The sequence below is a fragment of the Mesorhizobium sp. Cs1321R2N1 genome, from assembly GCF_037179725.1.
Lineage (GTDB): Bacteria > Pseudomonadota > Alphaproteobacteria > Rhizobiales > Rhizobiaceae > Mesorhizobium > Mesorhizobium salmacidum.
In genome coordinates, this window is sequence record NZ_JAPYKP010000004.1 from 76,675 (window position 1) to 97,886 (window position 21,212).

At 60.8% G+C, this 21,212-nt stretch carries 26 protein-coding genes and 1 pseudogene; 18 read left to right on the forward strand and 9 right to left on the reverse strand.

Features of this window, described 5'->3' with window-relative positions; all coding sequences use genetic code 11:
- Nucleotides 1-38 precede the first annotated feature (38 nt).
- Nucleotides 39-341 carry a hypothetical protein gene (locus O7A61_RS02160; RefSeq protein ID WP_156938222.1) on the forward strand — a complete coding sequence of 101 codons (303 nt, stop codon included), beginning with the start codon at nucleotides 39-41 and terminating at the stop codon, nucleotides 339-341.
- 49 nt (nucleotides 342-390) lie between these two features.
- On the opposite strand, the gene O7A61_RS02165 is transcribed toward O7A61_RS02160, so the two are convergent.
- From O7A61_RS02165 to O7A61_RS02180, 4 genes are all read right to left on the reverse strand, one after another.
- Nucleotides 391-684: a hypothetical protein gene (locus tag O7A61_RS02165; RefSeq protein ID WP_337128183.1), complete on the reverse strand. Its 294-nt coding sequence runs from the start codon at nucleotides 682-684 to the stop codon at nucleotides 391-393.
- Nucleotides 685-1,055: 371 nt separating this feature from the next.
- Entirely contained in the window at nucleotides 1,056-1,304 is a 249-nt protein-coding gene (locus O7A61_RS02170; protein WP_337128184.1) for a hypothetical protein, read from the reverse strand.
- A gap of 61 nt (nucleotides 1,305-1,365) precedes the next feature.
- A complete protein-coding gene (locus O7A61_RS02175) occupies nucleotides 1,366-1,959 on the reverse strand; it encodes a hypothetical protein (RefSeq protein WP_337128185.1) in 594 nt (197 codons plus the stop codon).
- Nucleotides 1,956-2,489: a M20/M25/M40 family metallo-hydrolase gene (locus tag O7A61_RS02180; protein WP_337128214.1), complete on the reverse strand. Its 534-nt coding sequence runs from the start codon at nucleotides 2,487-2,489 to the stop codon at nucleotides 1,956-1,958. Before O7A61_RS02180 ends, O7A61_RS02175 begins: the two co-directional genes overlap by 4 nt.
- A gap of 510 nt (nucleotides 2,490-2,999) precedes the next feature.
- On the opposite strand from O7A61_RS02180, the gene O7A61_RS02185 reads away from it, so the two are divergent.
- The 3 genes from O7A61_RS02185 to O7A61_RS02195 are packed head-to-tail and all read left to right on the forward strand — an operon-like array spanning nucleotide 3,000 to nucleotide 4,848.
- Nucleotides 3,000-3,620 (forward strand): hypothetical protein, encoded by a 621-nt coding sequence (locus O7A61_RS02185; RefSeq protein WP_337108305.1) that lies wholly within the window; start codon nucleotides 3,000-3,002, stop codon nucleotides 3,618-3,620.
- On the forward strand, nucleotides 3,617-4,009 hold the full coding sequence (locus tag O7A61_RS02190) for a phage holin family protein (RefSeq protein WP_337128186.1): 393 nt from the start codon (nucleotides 3,617-3,619) through the stop codon (nucleotides 4,007-4,009). The genes O7A61_RS02185 and O7A61_RS02190 overlap by 4 nt, the downstream gene beginning before the upstream one ends.
- The gene (locus O7A61_RS02195) at nucleotides 4,006-4,848 is read left to right on the forward strand and encodes a hypothetical protein (protein ID WP_337128187.1); all 843 of its coding nucleotides are present in this window, start codon (nucleotides 4,006-4,008) and stop codon (nucleotides 4,846-4,848) included. Before O7A61_RS02190 ends, O7A61_RS02195 begins: the two co-directional genes overlap by 4 nt.
- A 150-nt stretch (nucleotides 4,849-4,998) precedes the next feature.
- On the opposite strand, the gene mocR is transcribed toward O7A61_RS02195, so the two are convergent.
- Nucleotides 4,999-6,441: a rhizopine catabolism transcriptional regulator MocR gene (gene mocR / locus O7A61_RS02200; protein ID WP_337128188.1), complete on the reverse strand. Its 1,443-nt coding sequence runs from the start codon at nucleotides 6,439-6,441 to the stop codon at nucleotides 4,999-5,001.
- Nucleotides 6,442-6,713: 272 nt separating this feature from the next.
- Between mocR and iolE the strand changes: the two genes are divergently transcribed.
- The 7 genes from iolE to O7A61_RS02235 all read left to right on the forward strand — a co-directional run bounded on the left by iolE (nucleotide 6,714) and on the right by O7A61_RS02235 (nucleotide 13,833).
- The gene (gene iolE, locus O7A61_RS02205) at nucleotides 6,714-7,622 is read left to right on the forward strand and encodes a myo-inosose-2 dehydratase (RefSeq protein WP_337128189.1); all 909 of its coding nucleotides are present in this window, start codon (nucleotides 6,714-6,716) and stop codon (nucleotides 7,620-7,622) included.
- A gap of 27 nt (nucleotides 7,623-7,649) precedes the next feature.
- Nucleotides 7,650-8,741 carry an ABC transporter ATP-binding protein gene (locus O7A61_RS02210; RefSeq protein ID WP_337128190.1) on the forward strand — a complete coding sequence of 364 codons (1,092 nt, stop codon included), beginning with the start codon at nucleotides 7,650-7,652 and terminating at the stop codon, nucleotides 8,739-8,741.
- Between the two features lies 1 nt (nucleotide 8,742).
- On the forward strand, nucleotides 8,743-10,056 hold the full coding sequence (locus O7A61_RS02215) for an extracellular solute-binding protein (protein WP_337128191.1): 1,314 nt from the start codon (nucleotides 8,743-8,745) through the stop codon (nucleotides 10,054-10,056).
- A complete protein-coding gene (locus tag O7A61_RS02220; protein ID WP_337128192.1) occupies nucleotides 10,056-10,964 on the forward strand; it encodes a carbohydrate ABC transporter permease in 909 nt (302 codons plus the stop codon). The genes O7A61_RS02215 and O7A61_RS02220 overlap by 1 nt, the downstream gene beginning before the upstream one ends.
- Nucleotides 10,961-11,779: a carbohydrate ABC transporter permease gene (locus O7A61_RS02225; RefSeq protein WP_337128193.1), complete on the forward strand. Its 819-nt coding sequence runs from the start codon at nucleotides 10,961-10,963 to the stop codon at nucleotides 11,777-11,779. Before O7A61_RS02220 ends, O7A61_RS02225 begins: the two co-directional genes overlap by 4 nt.
- A gap of 97 nt (nucleotides 11,780-11,876) precedes the next feature.
- Entirely contained in the window at nucleotides 11,877-12,869 is a 993-nt protein-coding gene (gene iolG / locus O7A61_RS02230) for an inositol 2-dehydrogenase (protein ID WP_337108313.1), read from the forward strand.
- A gap of 25 nt (nucleotides 12,870-12,894) precedes the next feature.
- Nucleotides 12,895-13,833 carry a sugar phosphate isomerase/epimerase family protein gene (locus O7A61_RS02235; protein WP_337128194.1) on the forward strand — a complete coding sequence of 313 codons (939 nt, stop codon included), beginning with the start codon at nucleotides 12,895-12,897 and terminating at the stop codon, nucleotides 13,831-13,833.
- Nucleotides 13,834-14,218: 385 nt separating this feature from the next.
- Here the strand turns inward: O7A61_RS02235 and O7A61_RS02240 are convergent, their stop codons facing one another.
- Entirely contained in the window at nucleotides 14,219-14,599 is a 381-nt protein-coding gene (locus O7A61_RS02240) for a hypothetical protein (protein WP_442921035.1), read from the reverse strand.
- Between the two features lie 34 nt (nucleotides 14,600-14,633).
- On the opposite strand from O7A61_RS02240, the gene O7A61_RS02245 reads away from it, so the two are divergent.
- A complete protein-coding gene (locus O7A61_RS02245) occupies nucleotides 14,634-15,008 on the forward strand; it encodes a hypothetical protein (protein ID WP_337128196.1) in 375 nt (124 codons plus the stop codon).
- Between the two features lie 394 nt (nucleotides 15,009-15,402).
- On the opposite strand, the gene O7A61_RS02250 is transcribed toward O7A61_RS02245, so the two are convergent.
- The gene (locus tag O7A61_RS02250; protein ID WP_027146111.1) at nucleotides 15,403-15,705 is read right to left on the reverse strand and encodes a hypothetical protein; all 303 of its coding nucleotides are present in this window, start codon (nucleotides 15,703-15,705) and stop codon (nucleotides 15,403-15,405) included.
- Nucleotides 15,706-15,804: 99 nt separating this feature from the next.
- Here O7A61_RS02250 and ku point away from each other — a divergent pair, with 99 nt between their 5' ends.
- Both ku and O7A61_RS02260 read left to right on the forward strand, forming a co-directional pair.
- Nucleotides 15,805-16,830 carry a non-homologous end joining protein Ku gene (gene ku, locus O7A61_RS02255; protein ID WP_337128215.1) on the forward strand — a complete coding sequence of 342 codons (1,026 nt, stop codon included), beginning with the start codon at nucleotides 15,805-15,807 and terminating at the stop codon, nucleotides 16,828-16,830.
- 66 nt (nucleotides 16,831-16,896) lie between these two features.
- Nucleotides 16,897-17,490: an SOS response-associated peptidase gene (locus tag O7A61_RS02260; protein WP_337128197.1), complete on the forward strand. Its 594-nt coding sequence runs from the start codon at nucleotides 16,897-16,899 to the stop codon at nucleotides 17,488-17,490.
- A gap of 13 nt (nucleotides 17,491-17,503) precedes the next feature.
- Here the strand turns inward: O7A61_RS02260 and O7A61_RS02265 are convergent.
- Nucleotides 17,504-17,764: pseudogene (locus tag O7A61_RS02265) on the reverse strand (hypothetical protein); the annotation flags it as partial.
- 404 nt (nucleotides 17,765-18,168) lie between these two features.
- Between O7A61_RS02265 and O7A61_RS02270 the strand changes: the two are divergent.
- The 4 genes from O7A61_RS02270 (at nucleotide 18,169) to O7A61_RS02285 (ending at nucleotide 20,026) form a co-directional block, all read left to right on the forward strand.
- Complete coding sequence (locus O7A61_RS02270) at nucleotides 18,169-18,390, forward strand: hypothetical protein (protein WP_337128198.1); 222 nt, start codon at nucleotides 18,169-18,171, stop codon at nucleotides 18,388-18,390.
- Nucleotides 18,390-18,851: a hypothetical protein gene (locus O7A61_RS02275; RefSeq protein WP_337128199.1), complete on the forward strand. Its 462-nt coding sequence runs from the start codon at nucleotides 18,390-18,392 to the stop codon at nucleotides 18,849-18,851. The genes O7A61_RS02270 and O7A61_RS02275 overlap by 1 nt, the downstream gene beginning before the upstream one ends.
- 13 nt (nucleotides 18,852-18,864) lie before the next feature.
- Entirely contained in the window at nucleotides 18,865-19,206 is a 342-nt protein-coding gene (locus O7A61_RS02280; protein ID WP_337128200.1) for a hypothetical protein, read from the forward strand.
- Nucleotides 19,207-19,708: 502 nt separating this feature from the next.
- Nucleotides 19,709-20,026, forward strand: coding sequence for a YMGG-like glycine zipper-containing protein (locus O7A61_RS02285; RefSeq protein ID WP_337108326.1), 318 nt, complete (start codon nucleotides 19,709-19,711; stop codon nucleotides 20,024-20,026).
- 587 nt (nucleotides 20,027-20,613) lie between these two features.
- Here the strand turns inward: O7A61_RS02285 and O7A61_RS02290 are convergent.
- Entirely contained in the window at nucleotides 20,614-21,081 is a 468-nt protein-coding gene (locus O7A61_RS02290) for a hypothetical protein (RefSeq protein ID WP_337128201.1), read from the reverse strand.
- Nucleotides 21,082-21,212 lie beyond the last annotated feature (131 nt).

The following is a 21,212-nucleotide window of genomic DNA, read 5'->3' on the forward strand; positions in this document are numbered from 1 at the left end:
ACGAGCATCGTGGGATACTGGTTGAGGAGACCACCGAAATGACCACAAAACTCGATAGCGAAGCTCGTCGCAGGATAATTCTTGACGGATACGATAACAACGAGCCGTTGAAAAATATTGCGGCAAAGATCGGATGCTCACTGGCGAGCTTAAAAGTCACCGCCAGTAAGCTCGGTTGCACTAGAACGCCAAAGGAAGCAGCTGAATTTCGACGTGGGTTCCAAATCCCTGAAAACAAACTGCAAGATTACTACAGACTCATGATCGCCGGACAATATAAATCCCGAGAGTGCGCGATCATTCTAGGTTTGATAATAGAGCAGTCCTCAGTCAGTAAGTAAACGAATTTCATCGCACTGCGGGCGATGTCGCACTTAGACAGCCATCGCTTTAGCGGTTCATCAGCAAAAAAGCCCGCCGAAAGAACGGGTAGCGGGCTCTGAAAGGTTCGCCCAGATGCTGCGTCGGGATTTGTATCGCACCTGCCTCAGCCCTCATGATCTGACTGTTTGCGAACGGGTGTTCGAACGGATCTGCGCGGATGAACATCTCGACCCTTTGGACCCGGACGCCGAAATCTTGGCGGTGATGATTGTGGCCGTGTTTAGAAATGTTCACACCAGCGAATGCGAATTGCTTGAGGCGGTCAGGTCTCGGCGGCAAAAGGCTGTAGGAATCGGGCATTAGTATATGCCGCCCAAAGGTAGGCCAGAAATTGATAGGGATGCATAAACGCGATTAGGCGCGCCGCATGAGTTGAGATTTGCTTGGTGCAAACGGACCTATCGGCCGTGACGTCGGCTGGCGTTTGGGCCAGGTAGCGCGTTCAACCCACTGCTTAAATGTCTGCCCAGTGCTTTTTGGAAGCCAGAAGCCGCGTGTCCGCTGCCGCGGCGCGCCGATGGGCGAGGAGCCAATGCTCTCGCCGCCCCGGCCAAGCTCCGGCGCCCAAAGTGAGCAGATGTTCGACAGGAAGGCAGCGGAATAGGCAAAACCCCCAGGCGAAAGCCACCGCGTCCGCTTTGCGCCGTTGGTATTCGAGCGTGGGCCCTCCATCACGACGCGTCAGGCTGAAGGAGCCTCGCGCAGACATCGCGAATGAGCCGCGGCAGGACGATGAACGAATAGCCGACATGCAGCCGCTCGAGCGGCGTGTGATAATCGCGTCCCCATGGACCGATGTTGATGGTCGGTATGTTGGCCAGTGCTCGCTTCGGAGGCCAGCGCACGGCGTCTTTCCACGCCGGCGTGTTGCGGGCGACAATGTCGAGGGAGGATTCGTTCGCTTCGCCAAAAAAGCTCATGTCCGAGATCCCGGCGAAATAGTCCGCGCAGGTGACCACATTGCCATAGCGTGCCGCTGCCTCATTGGCGACGTCGATTGCAGCCGCTCGCAGCCTGACGGCTGCCGGCTGCGCGGAAAGGTTCGTCGGCAGATAGGGTATTGATCCGAAAGCCTGTCACTATGGCTGGCCCGGCCAAGCGGCTGAGCTCCCAGGCCTGCTCGGTCAGCAATCGGCACTTCTCGGGCAGTGGCTGGTCGCCGGCGGCGATCGAGGCAGAAACACCTTCGAACCGCGTCCGCTCCGACTGGTCGATACGCGCCAGCAAAGTCTCATACCGGTGGACCGGGATCAATTGCACCATCTCCAGCAGACCTGTTTCGTGCTGCGCAGAGACGCGGTGCCGGAACTCCCGTAACAGGTTCGAAGCCGCTTCAGCACATAGGCTATCGAACCGGTCGAGCACCTCATCGGGCGTCCGGCGATAACTCAGCACATTGAAAGTGGCATGGGCGGTCCCCGGTGTCGTAACGTCGTATCGGGTCTTCCCGTCCGCAATCCCGAGCAGGCTGGGCGGCGTGCCGGGTGCGGTTCCGCACGCGTCGGTGAGCTCGGGTGCCCATTCGATGCGGGCAGCGATCGCGGCGGCGATCGCCCCCGCATTGAGCCCATTCAAGGGAAAGCCGCTATGTGTGGGGACGCCAACCACCCAGGCGGCCGGAAGCAGCTTGCGACAGTTCCCAGCGCGATGACGCGACCCTTGCTGCCGTCGCCATCATCCGCGATAGCATCAAGATTAATCACCGCAAGCAAGTCGAGATCGCGCTCCTCGCAGAGTCCAGGCAGGATCTGTGCCGCCTTACGGGCGCCGGCGGAATTGTTCTCCTCGTCCGGCACCGCGATAAAGAGCAGATTTCCAACCGGCTTTGCGCTTTCGGCAAATTCGGCACATACCGCCAGCCCCGCTGCCAGGCCAGCTTTCATGTCGAGAAGGCCGCGTCCGGCAACGAATTCGCCGCCCGCGAAATCCTCGTGCGCCAGGACGGCGGCTGGCGCCTTGGCGAGGACGAGGGAATCGCGCAATGCCTTTGTCAGGGCGTCGGGCCGAGTGGCCAGATGCTCCAGCTGTCCGTAGTCGCTTGTCCCGACGGTGTCGTAGTGACCGATCAAGAGCACGGTCGAGCGACCGGAGCCGCGCAGAAGCATCGCCACGCAGTGACGGCCGTCCTGAGGTTTGACTTCGATCGTCCAGACCTCGGCGTCCTGAAATGCCGCTTGCTCTCGGAGGTGCGCCGCCAACCATGGGCCGAAGGCAGCCTCGCCGTCAGTGCCGGTGATGCTTTTCTGCTCGGTCAGTCCGATCGCCCACCGCTGCGCGCGGCTGGACAGTGTCTCGATGGAGCGTGGGTCATTGCGGTCCTGGCATTCGCGTGGGCACGGTGGACCCTAACTTGGTCAAGCGATCTCTCTCAAGCGCACTTTGACGGTGGCTTAGTGGATTGGCTCGGAAGGCATTCTTTCTCACAAGGAACTTTCGGCCAACTCTCCCCGCGTTGCTCTTGGATCCCAAAAAGCTCTTGGCCGACGGAACATCGCAGGTTCCATGAAGTTGGGGCAGTACGGAGGAACGTGCCATGAACAGTGTCATCTATCTTATCGGCCTCGTCGTTGTCGTGCTCGCGGTCCTCTCCTTCCTCGGTTTTCACTAGGTGACCCATGCAACGTAATGACGGCCAGGGCCGTAACCCCGCTGATTTCGACAAGGCGACAAGTGACGTTTCCGACAGGCTTGCCCGGGAAAAAGAGCGCGCGAGCGAGTTGCTTCACGATGCCCGCGACGAACTGACCCGCAAGGCTGGCGACTACGCGACAGAAGCCACGCAGGTTGTTTCGGACAAGGCGCAGGAGACGCAGCGCGACATTGCATCGAGCTTGGCGGCGTTGGGGGGCGCGCTACGCGCGGCCAGCGATCACCTGGCCAACAATGATGAAAGGACTGCATCGAAATTTGCCTTGGAGGCCGCCGGCGGCCTGGAGCGGCTTTCCTCCTCGTTGAAACAAAAACCGTTCGGCCAGGTGCTTGAGGATGTGCAGTCCTTCGGCCGGCAAAACCCCGGTGCCCTGCTCGCTGGCTCCGTATTGGCTGGATTGGCGCTTGGACGCTTCATCAAAGCCTCCCCACCGACAAGCCCCGAAGCATCTCGGAGTGCCTCGGGAGACGCCAACTCGCAGACCGTTCGAGCTGCTGATTGGTCGGCTGACAGGCCCCGAGCATCCCGAGGCTATGGCAATGCCGATGACGACCTGACTACGCAGGATGCGGAGCAAGACAGATGAACACTCAGGACAATCCCAGCCTCGCGACGCTGGTGACCGACTTGGCTCAAAACGTCACCACGCTGGTGCAAACCGAAGCCAGGCTTCTGCGGGCGGAGCTCTCAGAAAAGCTTACCAAGACGGGAGCTGGCGCCGCCGAGGTGCTGGGCGGAGCAATCTGCCTGCTCGCGGCTTTGATCGTGCTGCTGCAAGCACTGGTCATCGCATTGACTCGGGCAGGGTTGGGCGCCGGGTGGTCCTCCCTGTTGGTCGGCGTGGTGGTAGCAATTCTTGGCGTCATCCTGCTGCGCACCGGGATGGCAAGCATGGCGCCTTCCGAACTTACTCCTGACCGGACGCAGGAACAGCTCAGGCGCGACGCGAATGTGATCAAGGGACAAGTGAGATGACCGAGAAATCCGCAGCCGAACTTGAACGCGAGGCGGAGGCCGCGCGCGCCAGGGTGGTGGAAACCGCCGAATCCATTCGAGGCAAGATGACACCGGGGCAATTGCTGGACGAATTCACCGGCATCTTCTCGGGGGGAGAAAGTTCGGCCATGCTCGACAACCTGAGAACACAGGTCAGGGACAATCCGTTGCCCGTGACGATGGTGGGCGCAGGTCTGGCTTGGCTGATGCTGGGCAGCGGTCCATCGAACGGCAGCCGGAGCCGCCCGGCCGCGTATGCGGCGCCTACTCCCCCCAGCGGGCGTGACGAGGCGGAGGGCGGCGGCTTGGGCAGCACGCTCTCCGAAACCGCTGAATCGCTCTCGTCGGCCGCAAGCAGCGTTGGAGCCACAATATCAGGAGCAGCACGGGGTGCCGCCGAAGGACTGGCGAGCAACGCTACCAGTGCAGGATCGACGGCTGGCGGGATGGCTGCGAAAGCCAGCCGCTCGGCACAGGAGCTGTTGAATGATCAGCCCTTGGCCGTTGCGGCGGTCGGTCTCGCCATCGGCGCCGCGATAGGCGCCATGCTGCCCCATACCGCGATGGAGGATGAGCAACTGGGCGGATATCGCGAGAAGGTTCGCCAGACCTCGGAGAGCATACTCGAGCAAGGCGTCGATCAGGCCAAGCAGGTTGCCGCAGACGCCTATGAGACGATCAAGCAGGAAGCTGGACGGCAGGACACACAAGCAGGCACGGTGGCCGACAAGATTGGTGAAATCGTCAAGTCTGCGGCTGATACGACAGAGCAGTCCGTACGCGAAAGGGTCTCTCGTCCTCCAGAGCAAAAATCCTAGGTGTGTAGTCCCCAACTGTGATGGTGTAAAAACAGAGCTGGAGCCATCGGCGGTATTCTGGTCGGCGAACGTTAGGCCAGCTTTTTCAACATTGGCCGATAGCTGCCCAACTGGCGGCGCCAACCACCACTTCATCGCGGGCAGACGGGCTCACGGCAAGGTCCGTACATGCTCGATGGCCTGGCGTAGACGTCGGATTCCCGCCTGGCTCTCGGCCTTGTTGCAGGCGGCATAGCCAAGCACCAGGCCATTGCCGGAGGATGACCAGTAATATTTCGACAGCGGCGATGCGTTGACACCGAGTTTGTCGGCACAATGCACGACCGCCCGATCGTCACAGCGTTCGTGAAGCGAGGCAACGACCTGGATACCGGCTTCCGCCGCCGAAAGAGTGATGTGATCGGCCAGTTCGGTCTCGCACAGTTCGTAGAAAAACTTGCGTCGCTCGGCGTAAATGCGGCGCATGCGCTTGAGGTGGCGGCTCATGTGACCTTCATCGATGAAATCGGCTAGCGCCGCCTGAAGCACCAGGGGTGCGAACTGCCCGGTGGTGCTCAGCGCATGCGGAATGCCCTTGCACAAGGCTGCGGGCAAGACCATGAACCCCAGCCTGAGCGCCGGAAACAGCAACTTGGCAAAGGTGCCGACATAGATGACCCGGTCAGCGTAATCCATGCTCTGTATGGCGGGGACCGGCCTTCCCTGAAATCTGTACTCGCCGTCGAAGTCATCCTCGATGATCCAGGAATTGTTGCGCTCGGCGATTTCGAATAGCCGCAGCCGCTGGTCCATGCGCATCGTTATCCCCAAGGGATGCTGGCAGGCGGGCGTCACATAGATCAGGCGCGGTGAAACCTCGGGCTGGCTCATCTGCCAGCCGTCGCGGTCGACGGCAAGCGGCACAATATTGGCGCCAGCGACCGTGAAAGTCGCCTTGGCCGCGTAATAGCCCGGTTCCTCCAGCCAGACCGTGTCGCCCGGATCGAGCAGCAGACGCGCCAGCAGATCGAACGCCGCCTGCGCTCCCGTTGTCACGACGATCTGTTCGGGAGAACACCGTACCCCCCTGGCCGAGGTCAGGTAGCCGGCGATCGCCTCCTTGAGCGCCGGCAGGCCGGTCACATGATATGTACCGAACAACATATCGGCGCCGAACGTTGCCCGGCGTGCGAGCAGCCTGCCCCAGACCCCAAACGGGAAGTTTTGCGGGTCCGGCATGCCCGGATGAAAGGCAAAGCGTCCCGGCGATCCGTGATGGAAGGGTTGCTGCATCAGGCTCTCGCCGCGCCTGGAAAGCGGGCGATGGATTGCCGTGGCCCTGGGTTTGCTGCCTAGACCGGTCGAGTTTACGGGCAGGTCGATGACCACCGGGCGCGCGCCCTGCCGGCTTGCAAGATAGCCTTCCGTCGCCAACTGGTCATACGCACCGACGATAGTGTTGCGGGCGAGGCCCAGATCCTCAGCCAGCGCGCGCGTCGATGGCAATTCCGATCCCGGCGCCAGACGACGCCCACGGATCATCGCGGCAATCTGCCGATAGAGCTGGCGATGGATCGGCTCATCAATTGTCCGATCGATAATCAGCGCGTCCATCGGAAAGGCTTGGCGCCGTCGCCTTGATATCTGCATCGCAAAAGCCTCGCGGCATGAGAGCGGATCGAGCTTAGGCGAGCGCCGCGCCAATTGAAACTGGCACCTTCACTTCCCGTCAAACTGGCTCTCGCGATGGAGACAGATTGGCGCTTAAATGAAAAGAAATAGGGAACGACTGGCCAGACAGACCACCAGCGGAACGCCTTCACCGACCTGATTGGTTGGATGAGGCGCCGCCAGCAATGGCATGGCCTGCCCGATGAGGAGCGATGATGGCTGTCCGCATAGGCATAAATCCGATCACATGGAGCAACGACGACGTGCCTGAGCTGGGCGGGGATACGCCACTCGAGGTCTGCCTTTCCGAAACGGCCGAAGCCGGCTATGCGGGAACGGAGCTCGGCGGCAAGTTCCCGCGTGCCAGCAGGGCACTGGCTGCGGTTCTCGCGACCCATGACCTTAAGCTGGTCTCCGGCTGGTACGATGGCCGGATTTGCGAAAAGGAGGTCGAGGAGGAGTTCGACGCCATCCTGCCGCATCTGACGCTGCTGCGCGACCTCGGCGCCAAGCACGTCGTCTACGCCGATACGTCGCGAGGCCGCCATGACGCCATTCACGATCCGATCTCGCAGCGTCCCAAGCTTGCCGACGGCGAGTGGAAGTCCTACGGCAACAAGATAACGCGACTGGCCGAACGGTTTGCGGATTTCGGCGTCGGCATGGCGTTTCACCATCACATGGGAACCATCGTCGAGACGGATCACGAGATCGGCAGGCTGATGGGCGGTTCAGGGCAAGCCGTTGGCCTCCTCTATGACACCGGCCACTGCCTGTTTTCCGGCGGCGATCCCGAGACGTTGCTGCAGCGTCATGTCGGCCGCGTCGTCCACGTGCACTGCAAGGATGTGCGACCGGATGTGCTGAAGCGCGCTCGCGCCCTGGATATGAGCTTCATGGGCGCGGTGATGGAAGGCATCTTCACCGTGCCAGGAGATGGGTCCATTGACTATTTGACGCTTTTGCGGGTGCTGGCCGACAATGGCTATGCCGGCTGGCTGGTGGTCGAGGCCGAACAGGATCCGGGCAAGGCCCACCCCCTTACTTATGCGACGATGGGCTATCGCAACTTGCGCGACCTGGCCCTCAAGGCCGGTTTCGAGGTCAAGGAACGGGAGAGCTGATACCCTTCGGGGCGCTGGGGAGCGGCAATGAGTTCTGTCCTGTACCAAGGTGTGGTCAAGAACTACGGCGCGCTGAACGTCTTGCGCTCGCTAGACCTTGCTGTCCCCGACCACATGTTCCTGGCCCTCCTCGGTCCTTCGGGTTGCGGCAAGACGACGGCGTTGCGCATCCTGGCCGGTCTCGACATGCCGAGCGCCGGCAAGCTCTTCATCGGGGAGCGTGAGGTCACCCGGCTGCAGCCGCGCGACCGCGACATCGCCATGGTCTTCCAGAGCTATGCGCTCTACCCCCAGATGACGGTTGGCGAGAACATCGGCTATCCCTTGTGGATACGCAGCATGCCTGACGGCGAGCGCCGCACCAAGATCGCCGAGGTCGCCGCGGTCCTCGAAATCAGCCATCTGCTCGATCGCCGGCCGCGCCAGCTCTCGGGCGGCCAGAGGCAACGCGTGGCGCTTGCGCGTGCCATCGTCCGCGATCCGGCGGCCTTCCTCATGGACGAGCCGCTATCGAACCTGGACGCAAGGTTGCGCCTGACCATGCGCGGCGAGATCAAGCGGCTTTGTCAGCGGCTCGGCGCAACCACCCTCTATGTCACCCACGACCAGGTCGAGGCTTTGACCATGGCGGACTTCGTCGCGGTGATGCACGCCGGTGAGCTGCAGCAGATGGCGCCGCCGGGCGATATCTACGATCGCCCAGCCAACCGTTTCGTGGCCACCTTCGTCGGCAATCCGCCGATGAACATCCTTCCGGTCGCGCTTGCCGAACAAGGCATCGCGATCGGTGGAACGCTGGTGTCGATCCCCGCTGCCCGACTGGCGGCATGCCGTGTGGCGCAAGTGGTAGAGATCGGGCTGCGGCCGGAAGACATGAGCGTTTCGGCACCGGGCGCGCCCAACGCGCTGCCTGGTGAAATTTATGTTGTCGAACCGATGGGCAACGAGACGTTGGTCAATGTTCGCATCGGCGGCGGCAATGTCTCGGTCCGCGCTGGCCGCGACTTCAGGGGCGCGGTGGGCGCCAATATCGCGGCCACTTTTGATGTGTCGAACGCATGCTTCTTCAATTCGGCCGGCCTCACGGCCGTCCACAGGGTCAACAGTGATGGAGAGTGAAATGACGCAGTCCAGCAGACTTACTCGCCGCTCCGTACTCAAGGGAGGACTTGGTTTGGCGCTTGCCAGCAGCGCCCTTACCGCACTCGGCCTGCCTGTCCCGGCCAGGGCGGCCGGCAAGAAGGTGATCATCGGCGCTTTCGCCGATGGCGGCCTGACGCCGTTCAAACAGAAGATCATCCCACTGGCCAAGGACGCCGGATTCGACATCGAATTCCTCGAGGATGAATATGGCGTGACGCTGGAGAAGTGGTTCGCCGACGCCAAGAACAGCGCCGGCCAGTACGACCTCTACCTTCTCGACGATCCATGGGTGCCGCAGTTCGGCGCCGCCAATGTGCTCGAGGATCTTGGAGCGGCCGGCATCCATGGCGGTGACAAGGATTGGATCGGCTCGATGATTGACATGGGCTACTGGCCGCCGCAGAAGGGCGCACGCGTGAAAGGCTTCGAAACCGCCACGCCGACGCTGATCTGCGTGCCGTTCGTCGGCGATCTGCAGACCCTGACCTATCGCAACGATGTCTACACGAGCGGTGCGCCGAAAACCTGGGACGAGGTCATCGCCAAGGGCAAGGAAGGCGTGGCGGCGGGCAAGATCAAATATCCGGTCGTGTTCCGCGGCGTTTCCGGAAATCCGATCGTGACCAGTTGGTATCCGGTCTTCCTGTCGTTTGGCGGATCCTTCTTCGACGACAAATGGAACCCGGTCTTCAATTCCGCCGAAGGCAAGGCCTCCGCCGAATTCTTCGTCGGCACTATGAAGCAGAACGCGCCGAACGGCGTCGTCGAGTTCGACTCGGATCAGGAAGGTGCGGCGATCCTCGGCGGCGAAGCCGGCGCGATCATCCAGTATTCCGGCAATGCACTAAAGGCCGACGATCCCACACAGACCAAAGTGGCGGGCAAGCTCGATTTCGGCGTCGTGCCGAAGCAGGCTTCGGCGATAGCCCAGATGGGCATCTTTATTGCCGGCATTCCGAAATCGGCACCCAACAAAGCCAACTCGGTCGAGTTCCTGAAATGGTATGTCAGCGCCGATATCCAGGCCAAGCTGTCGGAAGCAGGCTCCATTCCGGTCAAGCGCAGCGCCTTCGGCATTGCCAAGCCCGGCAACCGCCTGATCCCGGTTGCTCTGCAGCAGCTCGACGCTGGCGCGCTGCCGAGGCCGCGCACCCCAGACTGGGCCAAGGTCGAGGAACTGCTCGGCATCGAGCTCAACAAGGCGCTGCAGGCTGGCTCGGGTGGCGGGGCCGCATTGGACAATGCCGCCAAGCAGGTCAAGGAATACCTGTCTTCGGTCGGCTACTATTGATGGCAAACGGCGGGACGCAGAGGCGCAAATACCGTCTGCAGGGGGCGGGGCTTGACCTCGCCCTCCCTTATCTCATGCTGGCGCCAGGCCTGCTGATCGTGCTTGGCGTGCTCGTCTATCCCTTGTGGGACGGTCTGCGCGCCAGCACCAAGGCCTATCGCTACGGCTCGGTCGTAGCGGATGTCGGAATGCAGAACTACATCCAGCTGTGGAGCGATCCGCAGTTTCTGAACGCGCTGTGGGTGACGGTGAAATTCGTCGCGCTCTCGGTCACCTTCGAGGCAATCCTGGGCTTTGCCCTGGCGCTGTTTTGCCTGCGGGAATTTCGCGGCATCCGTCTGCTGAGAACCATCCTGATCATCCCGATGGTGATCACGCCGGTCGTGGTCGCCATCGTCTTCCGGCTGATTTATGCCAGCGATGCCGGCATGCTGACGGCAATCTCCGAGTGGATGGGTGCCGGCCAGGTGCAGATCCTCGGCAGCCCCGTCAAGGCCTTCATCGGCCTCGTCGTTCTCGATGTCTGGGAATGGACGCCGCTGATGTTCCTGATCCTGCTGGCCGGCCTGCAGTCGCTGCCGCACGAACCTTTCGAGGCTGCCCGCGTCGACGGCGCCGGCAACTGGCGGATGTTTGCCGACCTGACCTTTCCGATGATGCGGCCCGTGCTGGCGATAGCCATCGTGCTTCGAACGATCGACGCCTTCGGCACGTTCGACCAGGTGTTCGTGCTCACCCGGGGCGGACCGGGCGAGGCGACGCGGCTGGTCTCGATTTATGGCTACGACACTGCCTTCAAGTTCCAGCAGACGGGCTATGCGGCAGCACTTTTCGTCACCATCGGTCTCGTTGTGCTTGCCCTGGCCTTTAGCGCCGTGCGGCTTTTGCGCAGGGTCGACGCATCATGAACAGTCGTCTGGCCCGCGTCGGGGTAATGAGCGCGGTGCTGGCCGTCGTGCTCTTGCCCATCTACTGGCTTGTCTCGACCTCGCTGAAGTCCAATCGCGAGATCACCCAGGAAGGCACGCTCTATCCGCACGTTCCGACACTGGACAATTATATCAGGCTGTTCACCGAAAAGCAGTTCGGCGCCTATCTGACCAACTCGCTGGTGGTGACGTTCTTCTCCGTGGTGATTGCCCTGGTCGCCGGCGCCATGGGCGCCTATGCGATCGCCCGCTTTCGCCTGCCTTTCGTGATGGAGCGCAAGGTCGGCCTGTTCCTGCTGACGCTGCGCATCGTGCCCCCGGTCGTCATCCTGATCCCGGTCTATCTGCTGATGCTCAAGCTCGGCCTGCTCGACAGCTGGTTGGGTTTAATCGCCACCTACACCGCCTTCAACATCACCTTCTGCGTCTGGATGATGGAGAGCTTCTTTCGGGAAATCCCCGTGGATCTCGAGGAAGCCGCCATGGTCGATGGCGATTCCCGTTTCGGTGCGTTCCGGCGCATCACCCTCCCGCTGGCAGCACCCGGCCTCGCGGCGACCGCCATCTTTGCCGTGCTTGTCACTTTCAACGAATTCCTGTTCGCGCTGGCGCTGACGGCCACACCGCGGGCGATGACGATGCCGCGCGGCACCGCCACGCTGATCGGCCGCATCGACACCGACTGGGCCTCGATGTCGGCGGCCGGCGTCATCGGCGCGCTGCCGATCGTCTTCTTCGCGCTTCTGGTGCAGCGCCATCTGGTTCGCGGGCTGACCATGGGAGCCGTCAAATGACGACCCGGCTGGGCAGCCACTCACCTCAATCAAGTCGCCGTCCCGGCCACGCTCAAGGCCGCGCGACACGACGCGGCCTTTCAAGGAAATCAGGCGCATGATCGATGTCTGTCTATTCGGAGCGGGGCTTATCGGCCAGGTGCATGCAGCCAACCTGGCGCGCCATCCCCGGGTGCGCCTGCGCTATATCGTCGATCCAAACACCGAGGCCGCATCGAAGGCCGCGACCCTGACGGGAGCCGAGATCGCCGACACTCAGACCGCGATGAACGACCCGTCGATCCGCATGGTGTTCATCGCCTCGGCAACGAGAACGCATGCGGACCTGGCCATGGCCGCGGCCGCCAAGGGCAAGGCGATCTTCTGTGAAAAGCCGATCGATCTTGATCTCAAGCGTACGGATCAATGTCTGGCGGCTGTCGAGAAGGCAGGTGTGCCCTTTCAGATCGGATTCAACCGTCGGTTCGACCCGAGTTTTCGGGCGCTGAAGGCGCGCCTTGCGCAAGGCGAGATCGGCGCCGTTGAACAGGTCATCATCACCAGCCGGGATCCGGAACCGGAAACCGAGGAAGCGCTGGCCGGGGGAGGGGGCGTCTTCCGGGAGATGACCATCCACGACTTCGACATGGCACGAAACCTGTTGGGCGAGGAGCCGGTGGAGCTCTTCGCGACCGGGTCGTCACTTGTCGCGGCGCAATATGCCAAGCTGGGGGACTACGATACCGCGATGTTCGTGCTGCGCACGGCGTCCGGCCGGCAATGTCACATCAACAACAGCGTCAGGGCCGCCTACGGCTACGACCAGCGCATCGAGGTGCATGGCGCGGATGGGATGCTGCGGGCCGGCAACAGGGTCCCGACATCGGTCGAACTATCAGGCGCAAAGGCGATATCGCGCGACAAGCCCTACTACTTCTTCGTTGAGCGCTATGCCGAGTCCTACGCTGCCGAGATCGATCATTTCATCATCTGCGTCGAGACAGGGCGACGGCCCGACGTCACAGCAAGCGACGGCCGCAAAGCGATGATCCTGTGCGAGGCAGCGCTTGCCTCCGCCAAGTCGGGCAGGTTCGAGACCGTCAGGTTTTAGTGCAATCGAAACGAGGAGCTTCCAGATGAAGATCGGGATGATTACGGACAGCCTCGGCGACCTCTCATTCGACGAGATGCTGCGCGCCTCGGCCGAGCTTGGACTTCAGACACTGGAGTTTGCCTGCGGCAACTGGTCGTCGGCGCCCCATATCGACCTGCAGGCCATGCTGGCGAACGCCGCCACGCGCAAGGAATTCGTTGCCAAGATCCGGGATCACGGGCTGACCATTGCAGCGTTCAATTGCTCGGGCAATCCACTGCACCCGGGGCCGCAGGGGAAGGTCCATCATAGCGTGACACAGGACACCATTCGGCTGGCCGGCCTCATGGAGATCGATCGTGTAGTCATGATGTCGGGCCTGCCGGGCGGACCAGGTGACGCTAACCCGAACTGGATCATCACCGATTGGCCGCCGGAATGCCTCAAGATCCAGCGTTATCAGTGGGAAGAGCGGATAATTCCCTACTGGCGCGACCTCGTCGCGTTTTCAAACAACGCCGGCATTCACAAACTGTGCCTGGAACTGCATGGCCATCAGGCCGTGTACAATGTCCAGACATTGTTCAAGCTCCGTGACGCGGTCGGTGAAACGGTCGGCGCCAACTATGACCCCAGTCATCCGCTGTGGATGGGGGCGGATCCGATTGCCGCCATTCGAGCGCTCGGCTCGACCATTTACTATGTGCACGCCAAAGATACCCGGATCGAGCCAATCACCGCGGCCATCGACGGCACGCTCGATCCGCGCCCACCAAACCTCTATGCCGAACGGGCCTGGAACTACATCACACTCGGATACGGTCACGGTGAGACCTGGTGGCGGCAGTTCTGTACCGCGCTCAAGCAGGTTGGCTACGACGATGTCTTGTCAATCGAGCACGAGGACATGATGCTGACCCCGATGGAAGGTATGCGAAAATCGGTTGCGCTCCTGCGCAATGTCGCAATCAACCTTTCATAAAGCGGGAACTTGCTTATGTTCGGGCACGGAAGCGGCCTCCTACTGACTAGTTCTCGGCGTGGCTGAAGACGACAGCACCGCTGTCCTTGCGAACTTCAACGCATACGACGCCCCAATTTTCTTCTGCCATCTGTTTGTCCAGATGTCTGGAGTCTCGTCCTTATCGATCTCGCTGCGGAGGCGACTAGCCAAAACTGCTTTGCTAATGCGCCCGCAGTGTGGACAACTAAGGGCAGTGACCTTCGGCGAAGGTGGGACGAATTTAGCCTCATCTGTAATTGCCTCTGACTTCGACACCAAGCTGCACTGCTGCCTAGCAAAATCAAACAACGTTTACCACGCAGTGCACCCGCGCCCCGTGGCTGGGGGCGTCCCGAATCGCTGACTAGTTGAAATGTCCCGAACTGCGAAGTTTCGATAGCAGGATCATTGCGGTGCCGCGGTATTCGGCGCGCGCATGCTCGCTCAACGGAGACGATTCCCAGGCAGCCAGTTCCGCGACGAAAGGAGAAGCGTCACCATTTACTGACGCGCACCTAAGGCGGCCGCTCTTCTCAAGCACGACTATAGCCGCATCCTCTTCACCGTACCCTATTGCGGCCATCCGCTGAATATTGGCGTCCCCGTCGATGCGGACATCGAACAAAACAGATCCCGCCGTTTTATCCGCAGCATCGGCCACCCTGTCGGAAAACGGTCGCTGTAAGCCATCGCTGTCGGCGATCGATTGCTCAAACAGGACCATTTCAACGTGCCCAGCCACCATGCTGGCGACAGTGCGCCGTCTGCCGAGATTGGCAATGGCCACGGCTGAACATCCGCACATCGCCGTCAGCTTTCACACAGGAATCGCAACATTGACCATCAACAAACCGGCCTCGGCGCGGCGCATCCGCGAGCGCAAAATCGACCCGGACCAAGGAGCCTATCGATGCCCTCGAAAACGCCGTGGCCTCGGCATTTGCATCCAGAAGCAGTTCGACAAGCTCGGCAGGGGCAGCGACCCGTCGTCCACTCCGATACAAAAGCGCATCAATGGTTGGTCTGCCATTTGCTCAAAGTTGAAACAATGGCGTGGAGCGCTTGCCGATGCCGGCGTCGAACTCGTGGCCATGCGACTGCGGCGCCAGCACTCAGCAGCCATGATGCGCGCAAACGCGGACCACGTGAAGTGATTAGTGGTGTGCCGGCGGGTGCAAGTGGCAGGGCGGCTAGATATGCAACGCGGCCCTTGTCTTCCTGAACCGACTGCCCTTGGTAGCTTTGATCGTCGCTTGCGCGATCGAACCGAGCCTGTTCGTCGCCTTCGTCCTTCCAGGAACGCGCGGTCCCGTCCACCGCGACTGCCTAGGGCATCCAGGTCGATACCCAGAAGGGAGTACGATCCGGAGCTCGGGATCAATGGGCGTCGCGAAGTGCCGCCCTCCAATGCTGAATTGCCTGGCGGATGGAAAACCGAACTTAAGTACTTTTCTAAGGTGGGACGGAGCTCTTGTGTTGCCGCAAGCGACGAGCGGCGCACGCTACGCCTATCGCACCCTTGAGCCGCCCGGGAAATCGGTCTCGTAACTATGTGAGTTCGTAGTAAAAATCGCAGATCAAATCCGCGACCTTCACAGCTTCAAAGTCCGTCATGTGAGCGGTCGTCTCGATGGCGACCGTTTCCATGTTGTCCTGGTCGGCGGCCAGTAGGTCCAATATCCTGGCAAACTTGAGCTTGAGCTCCCGGTCACCGTCGAATTCATCGAGAGTGACGTGCAATACGTTCAGGTTTGCCTCAATCAATCTTGTTTGTATGGGGTCGGAGGAGGCGGCCAGCGTACGAACTGCTGCGAAAAAATGCTCGCGCGCGTTGGCGTATTTATCGTCCATTTTTTAAAACCTTATGGTCAGCGATGCGCCCTGGACGTGGGCGGGAACGTCGGCTTACGCTTTGGCCCAAGCTGAGTCAACGAATGAGGGTTGGAGCCGGTGACCGCGTCATCGGCAATGCCGTGGAAGCGGGCAAATCTGCACGAGGTCGGCTACTGGCGCGCAGCATCTCCCGGTGATGGGCAATGCTGTCGCCAAATCAGTCCGATGGGGCGACCCAGTAGCTGCGCCCGCCAGGATACTCCGACGGAACGGGTGACGACCTCGTGTGTTCTTTATTCGCGGCAGACAAGGAGCAAGGTCATGGCGGCACCACGAGCGGTTTGGAAGGGCTTCCTGAAGGTCGGGTCGGTGTCGTGCGGCGTGAAGATTGTCGGTGCGACCAGCGAGGCCTCCAAAATCCATTTCAAGATTTTGAATCGTGAAGATGGCCTGCCTGTCAAAAGTGCCTATGTGGATGAAGAGACCGGCGATGTCGTCGAGAGTGAGGACCAGGTCAAAGGTTATGAGGTGGACAAGGACCATTTCATCAAGGTCGAGCCTGACGAGATCAAGAAACTCAAGCTGACATCGGCCCACACTCTCGAGGTGGATTCATTTGTCGCGATCGAAGACATCGACACCCGATATCTGGAAAAGCCCTATTACCTGATCCCGGCGGACGGCGCCTCCCTCGAAGCCTTTTGCGTTCTTCGCGACGCGATGGCGAACAAGCGCGTGGCTGCGCGCTCTTGCGTGGTGCTCTACCAGCGCGGGCGCGAGGTGCTGATCCAACCATTCCAGAAGGGGATGCTGCTGACCGAATTGCGCGCTCACAATGAGATGACGTCGGAAAAGACCGTGTTTGATGGCTTGAAAAACCACAAATACGACGAAGACCTTCTTGAGATAGCCGCCCTGTTGATCGACAAGAAAGTCACCACGTTCGACCCATCAAAATTCGAAGACACATACGAGGACGCGTTAATCGCCATGATCGATGCCAAGCGCAAAGGCAAGGCGCCGCCCAAGCCGGTGCCGGCACCAAAAGAGAATGTCGTCGACCTGGCCTCGGTTCTTCGCAAGAGCCTGGCCAAGGAAGGCATCAAGGGCGGCGCCAAAGCCAAGACCCGAAAGTCGGCGTAGCAATGCTGGCGCTGTCAAGTGTCCAGGTCTCCGTTCTGTTCCTGCAAGAACGCCGAAGGACCTCCCATGTGCAATGACTATGAGCAGCACGTCCTGTGGGCCGAATATTGCCGGATGATGGCCTCGCTGGCGTTGAAGATCCCGAACCATCAGACGGAACTCGATCTACCCCAGGCAGACGACATTCGCATCAACGACCCCGCTCCAATTATGCGTGCCGCCGGCGACGTCATAGAATTGGCATCGATGACGTTCGGGTTCCCACCATCCGGACCGAAAGGCGGACCGGTGTTCAACTTCCGCTCGGAAGGCAGGCAATTCGCAAACAGCAATCGATGCCTGGTTCCGGCGTCTGCGTTCTTCGAATTCACTGGCACCAAGTATCCAAAGGCCAAACATCGGTTCACGCTCAACGGCGCTCCGTTTATGGCGATTGCCGGCTTATGGCGTGAGGCTGCCGGCAACAAGCCGTCGACCTTTACGATGCTCACGACCGATCCCGGGCCGGACGTTGCGCCATATCACAATCGCCAGGTGGTTGTGCTCAAGCCAGAAAATTGGCGGGCTTGGCTCGAACTTACGAAGCCCGAGGCCGAACTCTTGCGGCCGCTTTCGGCCGGGGCGCTCTCCGTGGAGACTGTGCGGCCCGAAAGCGCGTGACACGGCGGCGCCTTTCCATGTCTGGGACATCGCCACTGACGAACAGCGTTGTGGGCGCACCGTAATCGCCTAATGCAGGGTCGGCATCTCGGCTCCACGCGATCACGCCGACATGCGTCGAAGCGAGCGCCTTGGCCATCCTGATCGCGCGCTCCTCGCTTTGCTGATCAGTCGGGCCATAGGCAGTGAACAGTTCGCCATCTTCGCCTCGGTCGAAGGCCACGACAACGATGAGTTTCGGCTTTTTCTGGGAAGGTCGGCCGTGGTCGGACATCAATCCACCAATTCAAGGAATTGATAGGTCTCCGGCACCGCATCACTTGGCCAGTCAGCGCAGCACGCCATGATTGCCGCCGTGTTGGCGTCCATCCAGATCGCCGCCGCTACATCCTCGTCGTCCGTGGGTGCCTCATCGTCGTCAAAGCTGGAATCGCCCCAGTTTTCAAGCGCGGCTATCCCATCCGCTGCCTCTTCCGCGGATATTCCCGCTGCGGCAAGGACAGCCTTGGCCGCTTCGATGCCGCGTTGCTTCTCTGCGGCGAAGCGCCTTTGATTTCCAGCTGAAGCCTCATAACTCGCCTCCCGCGGCTAATCTGGTCAACAGTGAACGAAATAAGAACAAAAAGTCAAGAGTGGCCTTGACGAGGCAGGAATATATTCCTTATTCCTGAAAGACATATGAGCAAGGCTATGGGAAAGCGCCAGAACGCGCCGGGCGGCGAAGCTATGTCGGAGTTGGAAACCGCGATGCAGCAGGCCATCGCTGCGGCGGGCTGCGATTGCGTAGTCGCACTGCTGCACGTTCTATCCAGGAACACTGAACTTGAGCGTGAGTTCGCGCTGTCGCGCGCGGCAGTTTCCAACGGCTTCTCTCGCGGCTGGCACAGGGGACGGACCTGATGGCGAATACGGCCGAGGACAATTTCCGCATCGAAGTCTGGGACAGGGAGGAAAAGACCCGTCTCGAAACGATTTCAACGTCCCCGGATGCGACAGTCAGCCAAGCCGCCTGGCAGGCTGCAATTCGCCGTCGACCCGGCATGCTGCTGATCCACTACAACAGCCGGCATGTCATGGAAAAAATCTTGACGCCTGGGGAGGTGAAGATCCCGCCACAGGCAATTGTCGACGGAAGCATTCATGCCGGTCTGGACGTCTCCCTCGGGGACTTACGCGAATGGCACAAGCTGCGGGCGTGGTGCAAGACTTGCTCTCATCACGCCGAGGTGAAGCCGGCTGCGCTGATCGGGCGATACGGGAAGGACGCGCTATTCAGTACCGTTGAGCGGGCGCTTCTCTGCACGAATTGCGATCGAGGTGGCCCGGTGAGATTGGAAATCCACAGACTTCCCCGGAACTAAGAGGACGTTCAAAATGCACGATCTGATCACCTTCTTCCAGAGCAATGCGGTTCTGGTGATCGCCAACCCTATAGCCTTCATGACTTTCGCAGCTCTTTTTGGAGGCGGAGGGTTCATCGTTGGCCGCTACTTTTTGACAGAGCGCATCGCAAACCTGGAAAGCCGGATCGCAAGGCGTGATGAGGAAATCGAGGCCCTGAAAACTGGACGTAAGCGCAAGACTGAAGAGCCGTCACTGATCCCAATAAAGGGCACTTCGGCAATTGAGAACGATGCAACGCCGCTGTTGGGAAAATGGCCGGATCGGCGCCGGCCAGGAACACTGTCTGCGCCACCACGTCAACGACGCGGCTAACCATCTGGTTGTTTAGGCTCGGTCGCCCTCAAAATTCTGAAAGGGGCCTGCGGGGAATTTCCGCGCGAAATCGAGCGGCGCGCACATTTTTTAGTCAGGTCCTTGAGATATCCGCGTGCCACGACAAGCTCAGCGCCAGAATTCCATACTGCTCCATTGTGTTCGAAACCGGTTGCACAGACTGGCGAACTGGCGTTTCAACGATGCCAACTGCGCGTCGGTCAGGCGGGCGAACCTCGATTCTGGGCTCGATGCGTCGGCTAGCTGCGACTGTGAGCTCAAGGCTGTGGCCATCTTCGCGTAGTTATAGGTTACTATTCATGGCGACCAAAAGCTTGGCGACCTCAAGCTGTCGGGCAGGAGCCAGCCTTCGCAGCACGCCATGAAGCCTTCAACCAGCGAGAAACCATGTCTCACATCGTGAGAGAGCCTGCCGCGGTTCCGCCGCAATGCCGCAGCACTTGGCGCGATCGGCCCACGCGGCCTCAAGGAGGTTCCTCAGATGATACTCAAGAAAGCGGTTTTGGCCGTCCTGATGACGGCGGCCCTGGCAGGCTGCGAAACGCAGACGGAAGGCCAGCAGCGGGCGACCACTGGCGCTCTGCTCGGCGGCGCCGGCGGCGCCCTGGTCGGCCAGGCCATTGGCGGAAACACCAAGAGCACCGTGATCGGCGCGGCCGGCGGCGCGCTGCTCGGAGCAGTCGTCGGCTCCGCAACCACCCCGCAACGTCGCGAGGATCAGCTCTGCCGCTACCAGGATCGCTACGGCCGTATTTACACCGCGCCTTGCGATGACCGTTACTATAACGGCAACTATTGATGACGGCGTAGTCGGATCCCGCAGGACGTTAATGCGCTACGCACCGGTGGCGGATCAACAGTGACACCGCCAGTATGTGGTGCGCGGGCGGCATTTGAGGCGGTTGGCTAGTATCTGGCTGGGATTTGCTTAGCGGCAATTCTGGACTCACCATCCCTAGCCGCCAATACGCCGTGCAGCGGTCGCAAAGGCGGCATTTCACACTGCCAAGGCAGCACGTTCATCTGCAACGATGGTTCGGTAAGCGCCAGCAAGAAAGGTTGTTCCGCAGGACATGGTGCTGGATCTGGCCAAGCTGTGGGGTTATTGGGCGGCGAAGACGTTGACATGACACCGAGCCTCGACCCGACCGAATGCTCTTGCAGATCAGGCCACTGTTGCACAGGTCCGCGCGGCGGCCACTGTACGACGGATAGCGGCGCCAAAAGCTATTTGCGAAATAGCCTTTTTGAACGGTTGCCACTTGCGCAGTCCCGATTGCGTGAAGCGTGCGTGACGGACTCCGGCCGAGTGCGATGCAGGAAAGCCCCCTCCGCCGTCCGGCCGAGGGGGCGTGATGTGCGGTTGGTGCAGGCTGGCTCGTGTCCTTACAGCGAACGCAGCCGCGCGATATCCTGAGGTGTTGCAGCCCGCTCCACGATCGTCCGCCCTGTCGCGTCCTTCACTTCGAGACGGCCATTTTCGATCTCTTCCTTGGTGCCATCGGGATGAGTGACTTCAGTTTTGTCATCCGAGACTTCAACCTTGTCGCCTGCAGCATTCACATGCTCCTGCCCATGATGACCGTTGTCGTCGCCGCCTGCGCCATCGCCGCCACCGGGCCCAGAGCTGCCGCCAGACCCTGAGGCGCCGTCGTGGTCTCCGTCGCCGCCAGATCCGGAGTCGCCGCCATGGCCGTCACCACCACCACCGCCCTCGCTCTTGGCATAGGCGGCGGCTGGCTGGAGTTTGCCCGAGCCGACAAAGCTGAGCTGATAGGGCGCAACAACCACAAACAATGCGGCTGAAGCCCGCAGAGCCAGCAGCGCGACTCGGGTGAAGCTCAATTTCTGCATGATAGATCGCCTCCTCTTGTACATCGAGGAAACGCACAGGAGGCGCAGATATTCCCGCTTGAGCCCCCGAAAAGCGAGGGTAGGACCGTTGCGGCGATATTACCGGGCTACAGGCTTGCTGGCCTAAGACT

Excerpts from the sequence above, each read along its gene's own strand:
- O7A61_RS02280 (WP_337128200.1), top strand. The coding sequence starts at position 18,865 with ATGCACGATCTGATCACCTTCTTCCAGAGCAATGCGGTTCTGGTGATC.
- O7A61_RS02260 (WP_337128197.1), top strand. The coding sequence starts at position 16,897 with ATGTGCAATGACTATGAGCAGCACGTCCTGTGGGCCGAATATTGCCGG.
- O7A61_RS02270 (WP_337128198.1), top strand. The coding sequence starts at position 18,169 with ATGAGCAAGGCTATGGGAAAGCGCCAGAACGCGCCGGGCGGCGAAGCT.
- iolG (WP_337108313.1), top strand. The coding sequence starts at position 11,877 with ATGATCGATGTCTGTCTATTCGGAGCGGGGCTTATCGGCCAGGTGCAT.
- O7A61_RS02210 (WP_337128190.1), top strand. The coding sequence starts at position 7,650 with ATGAGTTCTGTCCTGTACCAAGGTGTGGTCAAGAACTACGGCGCGCTG.
- O7A61_RS02165 (WP_337128183.1), bottom strand. The coding sequence starts at position 684 with ATGCCCGATTCCTACAGCCTTTTGCCGCCGAGACCTGACCGCCTCAAG.
- O7A61_RS02195 (WP_337128187.1), top strand. The coding sequence starts at position 4,006 with ATGACCGAGAAATCCGCAGCCGAACTTGAACGCGAGGCGGAGGCCGCG.
- O7A61_RS02235 (WP_337128194.1), top strand. The coding sequence starts at position 12,895 with ATGAAGATCGGGATGATTACGGACAGCCTCGGCGACCTCTCATTCGAC.
- O7A61_RS02290 (WP_337128201.1), bottom strand. The coding sequence starts at position 21,081 with ATGCAGAAATTGAGCTTCACCCGAGTCGCGCTGCTGGCTCTGCGGGCT.
- O7A61_RS02170 (WP_337128184.1), bottom strand. The coding sequence starts at position 1,304 with ATGAGCTTTTTTGGCGAAGCGAACGAATCCTCCCTCGACATTGTCGCC.
- O7A61_RS02245 (WP_337128196.1), top strand. The coding sequence starts at position 14,634 with ATGGCCACGGCTGAACATCCGCACATCGCCGTCAGCTTTCACACAGGA.
- O7A61_RS02285 (WP_337108326.1), top strand. The coding sequence starts at position 19,709 with ATGATACTCAAGAAAGCGGTTTTGGCCGTCCTGATGACGGCGGCCCTG.
- mocR (WP_337128188.1), bottom strand. The coding sequence starts at position 6,441 with ATGGACGCGCTGATTATCGATCGGACAATTGATGAGCCGATCCATCGC.
- O7A61_RS02185 (WP_337108305.1), top strand. The coding sequence starts at position 3,000 with ATGCAACGTAATGACGGCCAGGGCCGTAACCCCGCTGATTTCGACAAG.
- O7A61_RS02190 (WP_337128186.1), top strand. The coding sequence starts at position 3,617 with ATGAACACTCAGGACAATCCCAGCCTCGCGACGCTGGTGACCGACTTG.
- O7A61_RS02160 (WP_156938222.1), top strand. The coding sequence starts at position 39 with ATGACCACAAAACTCGATAGCGAAGCTCGTCGCAGGATAATTCTTGAC.
- O7A61_RS02250 (WP_027146111.1), bottom strand. The coding sequence starts at position 15,705 with ATGGACGATAAATACGCCAACGCGCGCGAGCATTTTTTCGCAGCAGTT.
- O7A61_RS02180 (WP_337128214.1), bottom strand. The coding sequence starts at position 2,489 with ATGCTTCTGCGCGGCTCCGGTCGCTCGACCGTGCTCTTGATCGGTCAC.
- O7A61_RS02215 (WP_337128191.1), top strand. The coding sequence starts at position 8,743 with ATGACGCAGTCCAGCAGACTTACTCGCCGCTCCGTACTCAAGGGAGGA.
- O7A61_RS02225 (WP_337128193.1), top strand. The coding sequence starts at position 10,961 with ATGAACAGTCGTCTGGCCCGCGTCGGGGTAATGAGCGCGGTGCTGGCC.
- O7A61_RS02220 (WP_337128192.1), top strand. The coding sequence starts at position 10,056 with ATGGCAAACGGCGGGACGCAGAGGCGCAAATACCGTCTGCAGGGGGCG.
- O7A61_RS02240 (WP_442921035.1), bottom strand. The coding sequence starts at position 14,599 with ATGGTGGCTGGGCACGTTGAAATGGTCCTGTTTGAGCAATCGATCGCC.
- O7A61_RS02275 (WP_337128199.1), top strand. The coding sequence starts at position 18,390 with ATGGCGAATACGGCCGAGGACAATTTCCGCATCGAAGTCTGGGACAGG.
- iolE (WP_337128189.1), top strand. The coding sequence starts at position 6,714 with ATGGCTGTCCGCATAGGCATAAATCCGATCACATGGAGCAACGACGAC.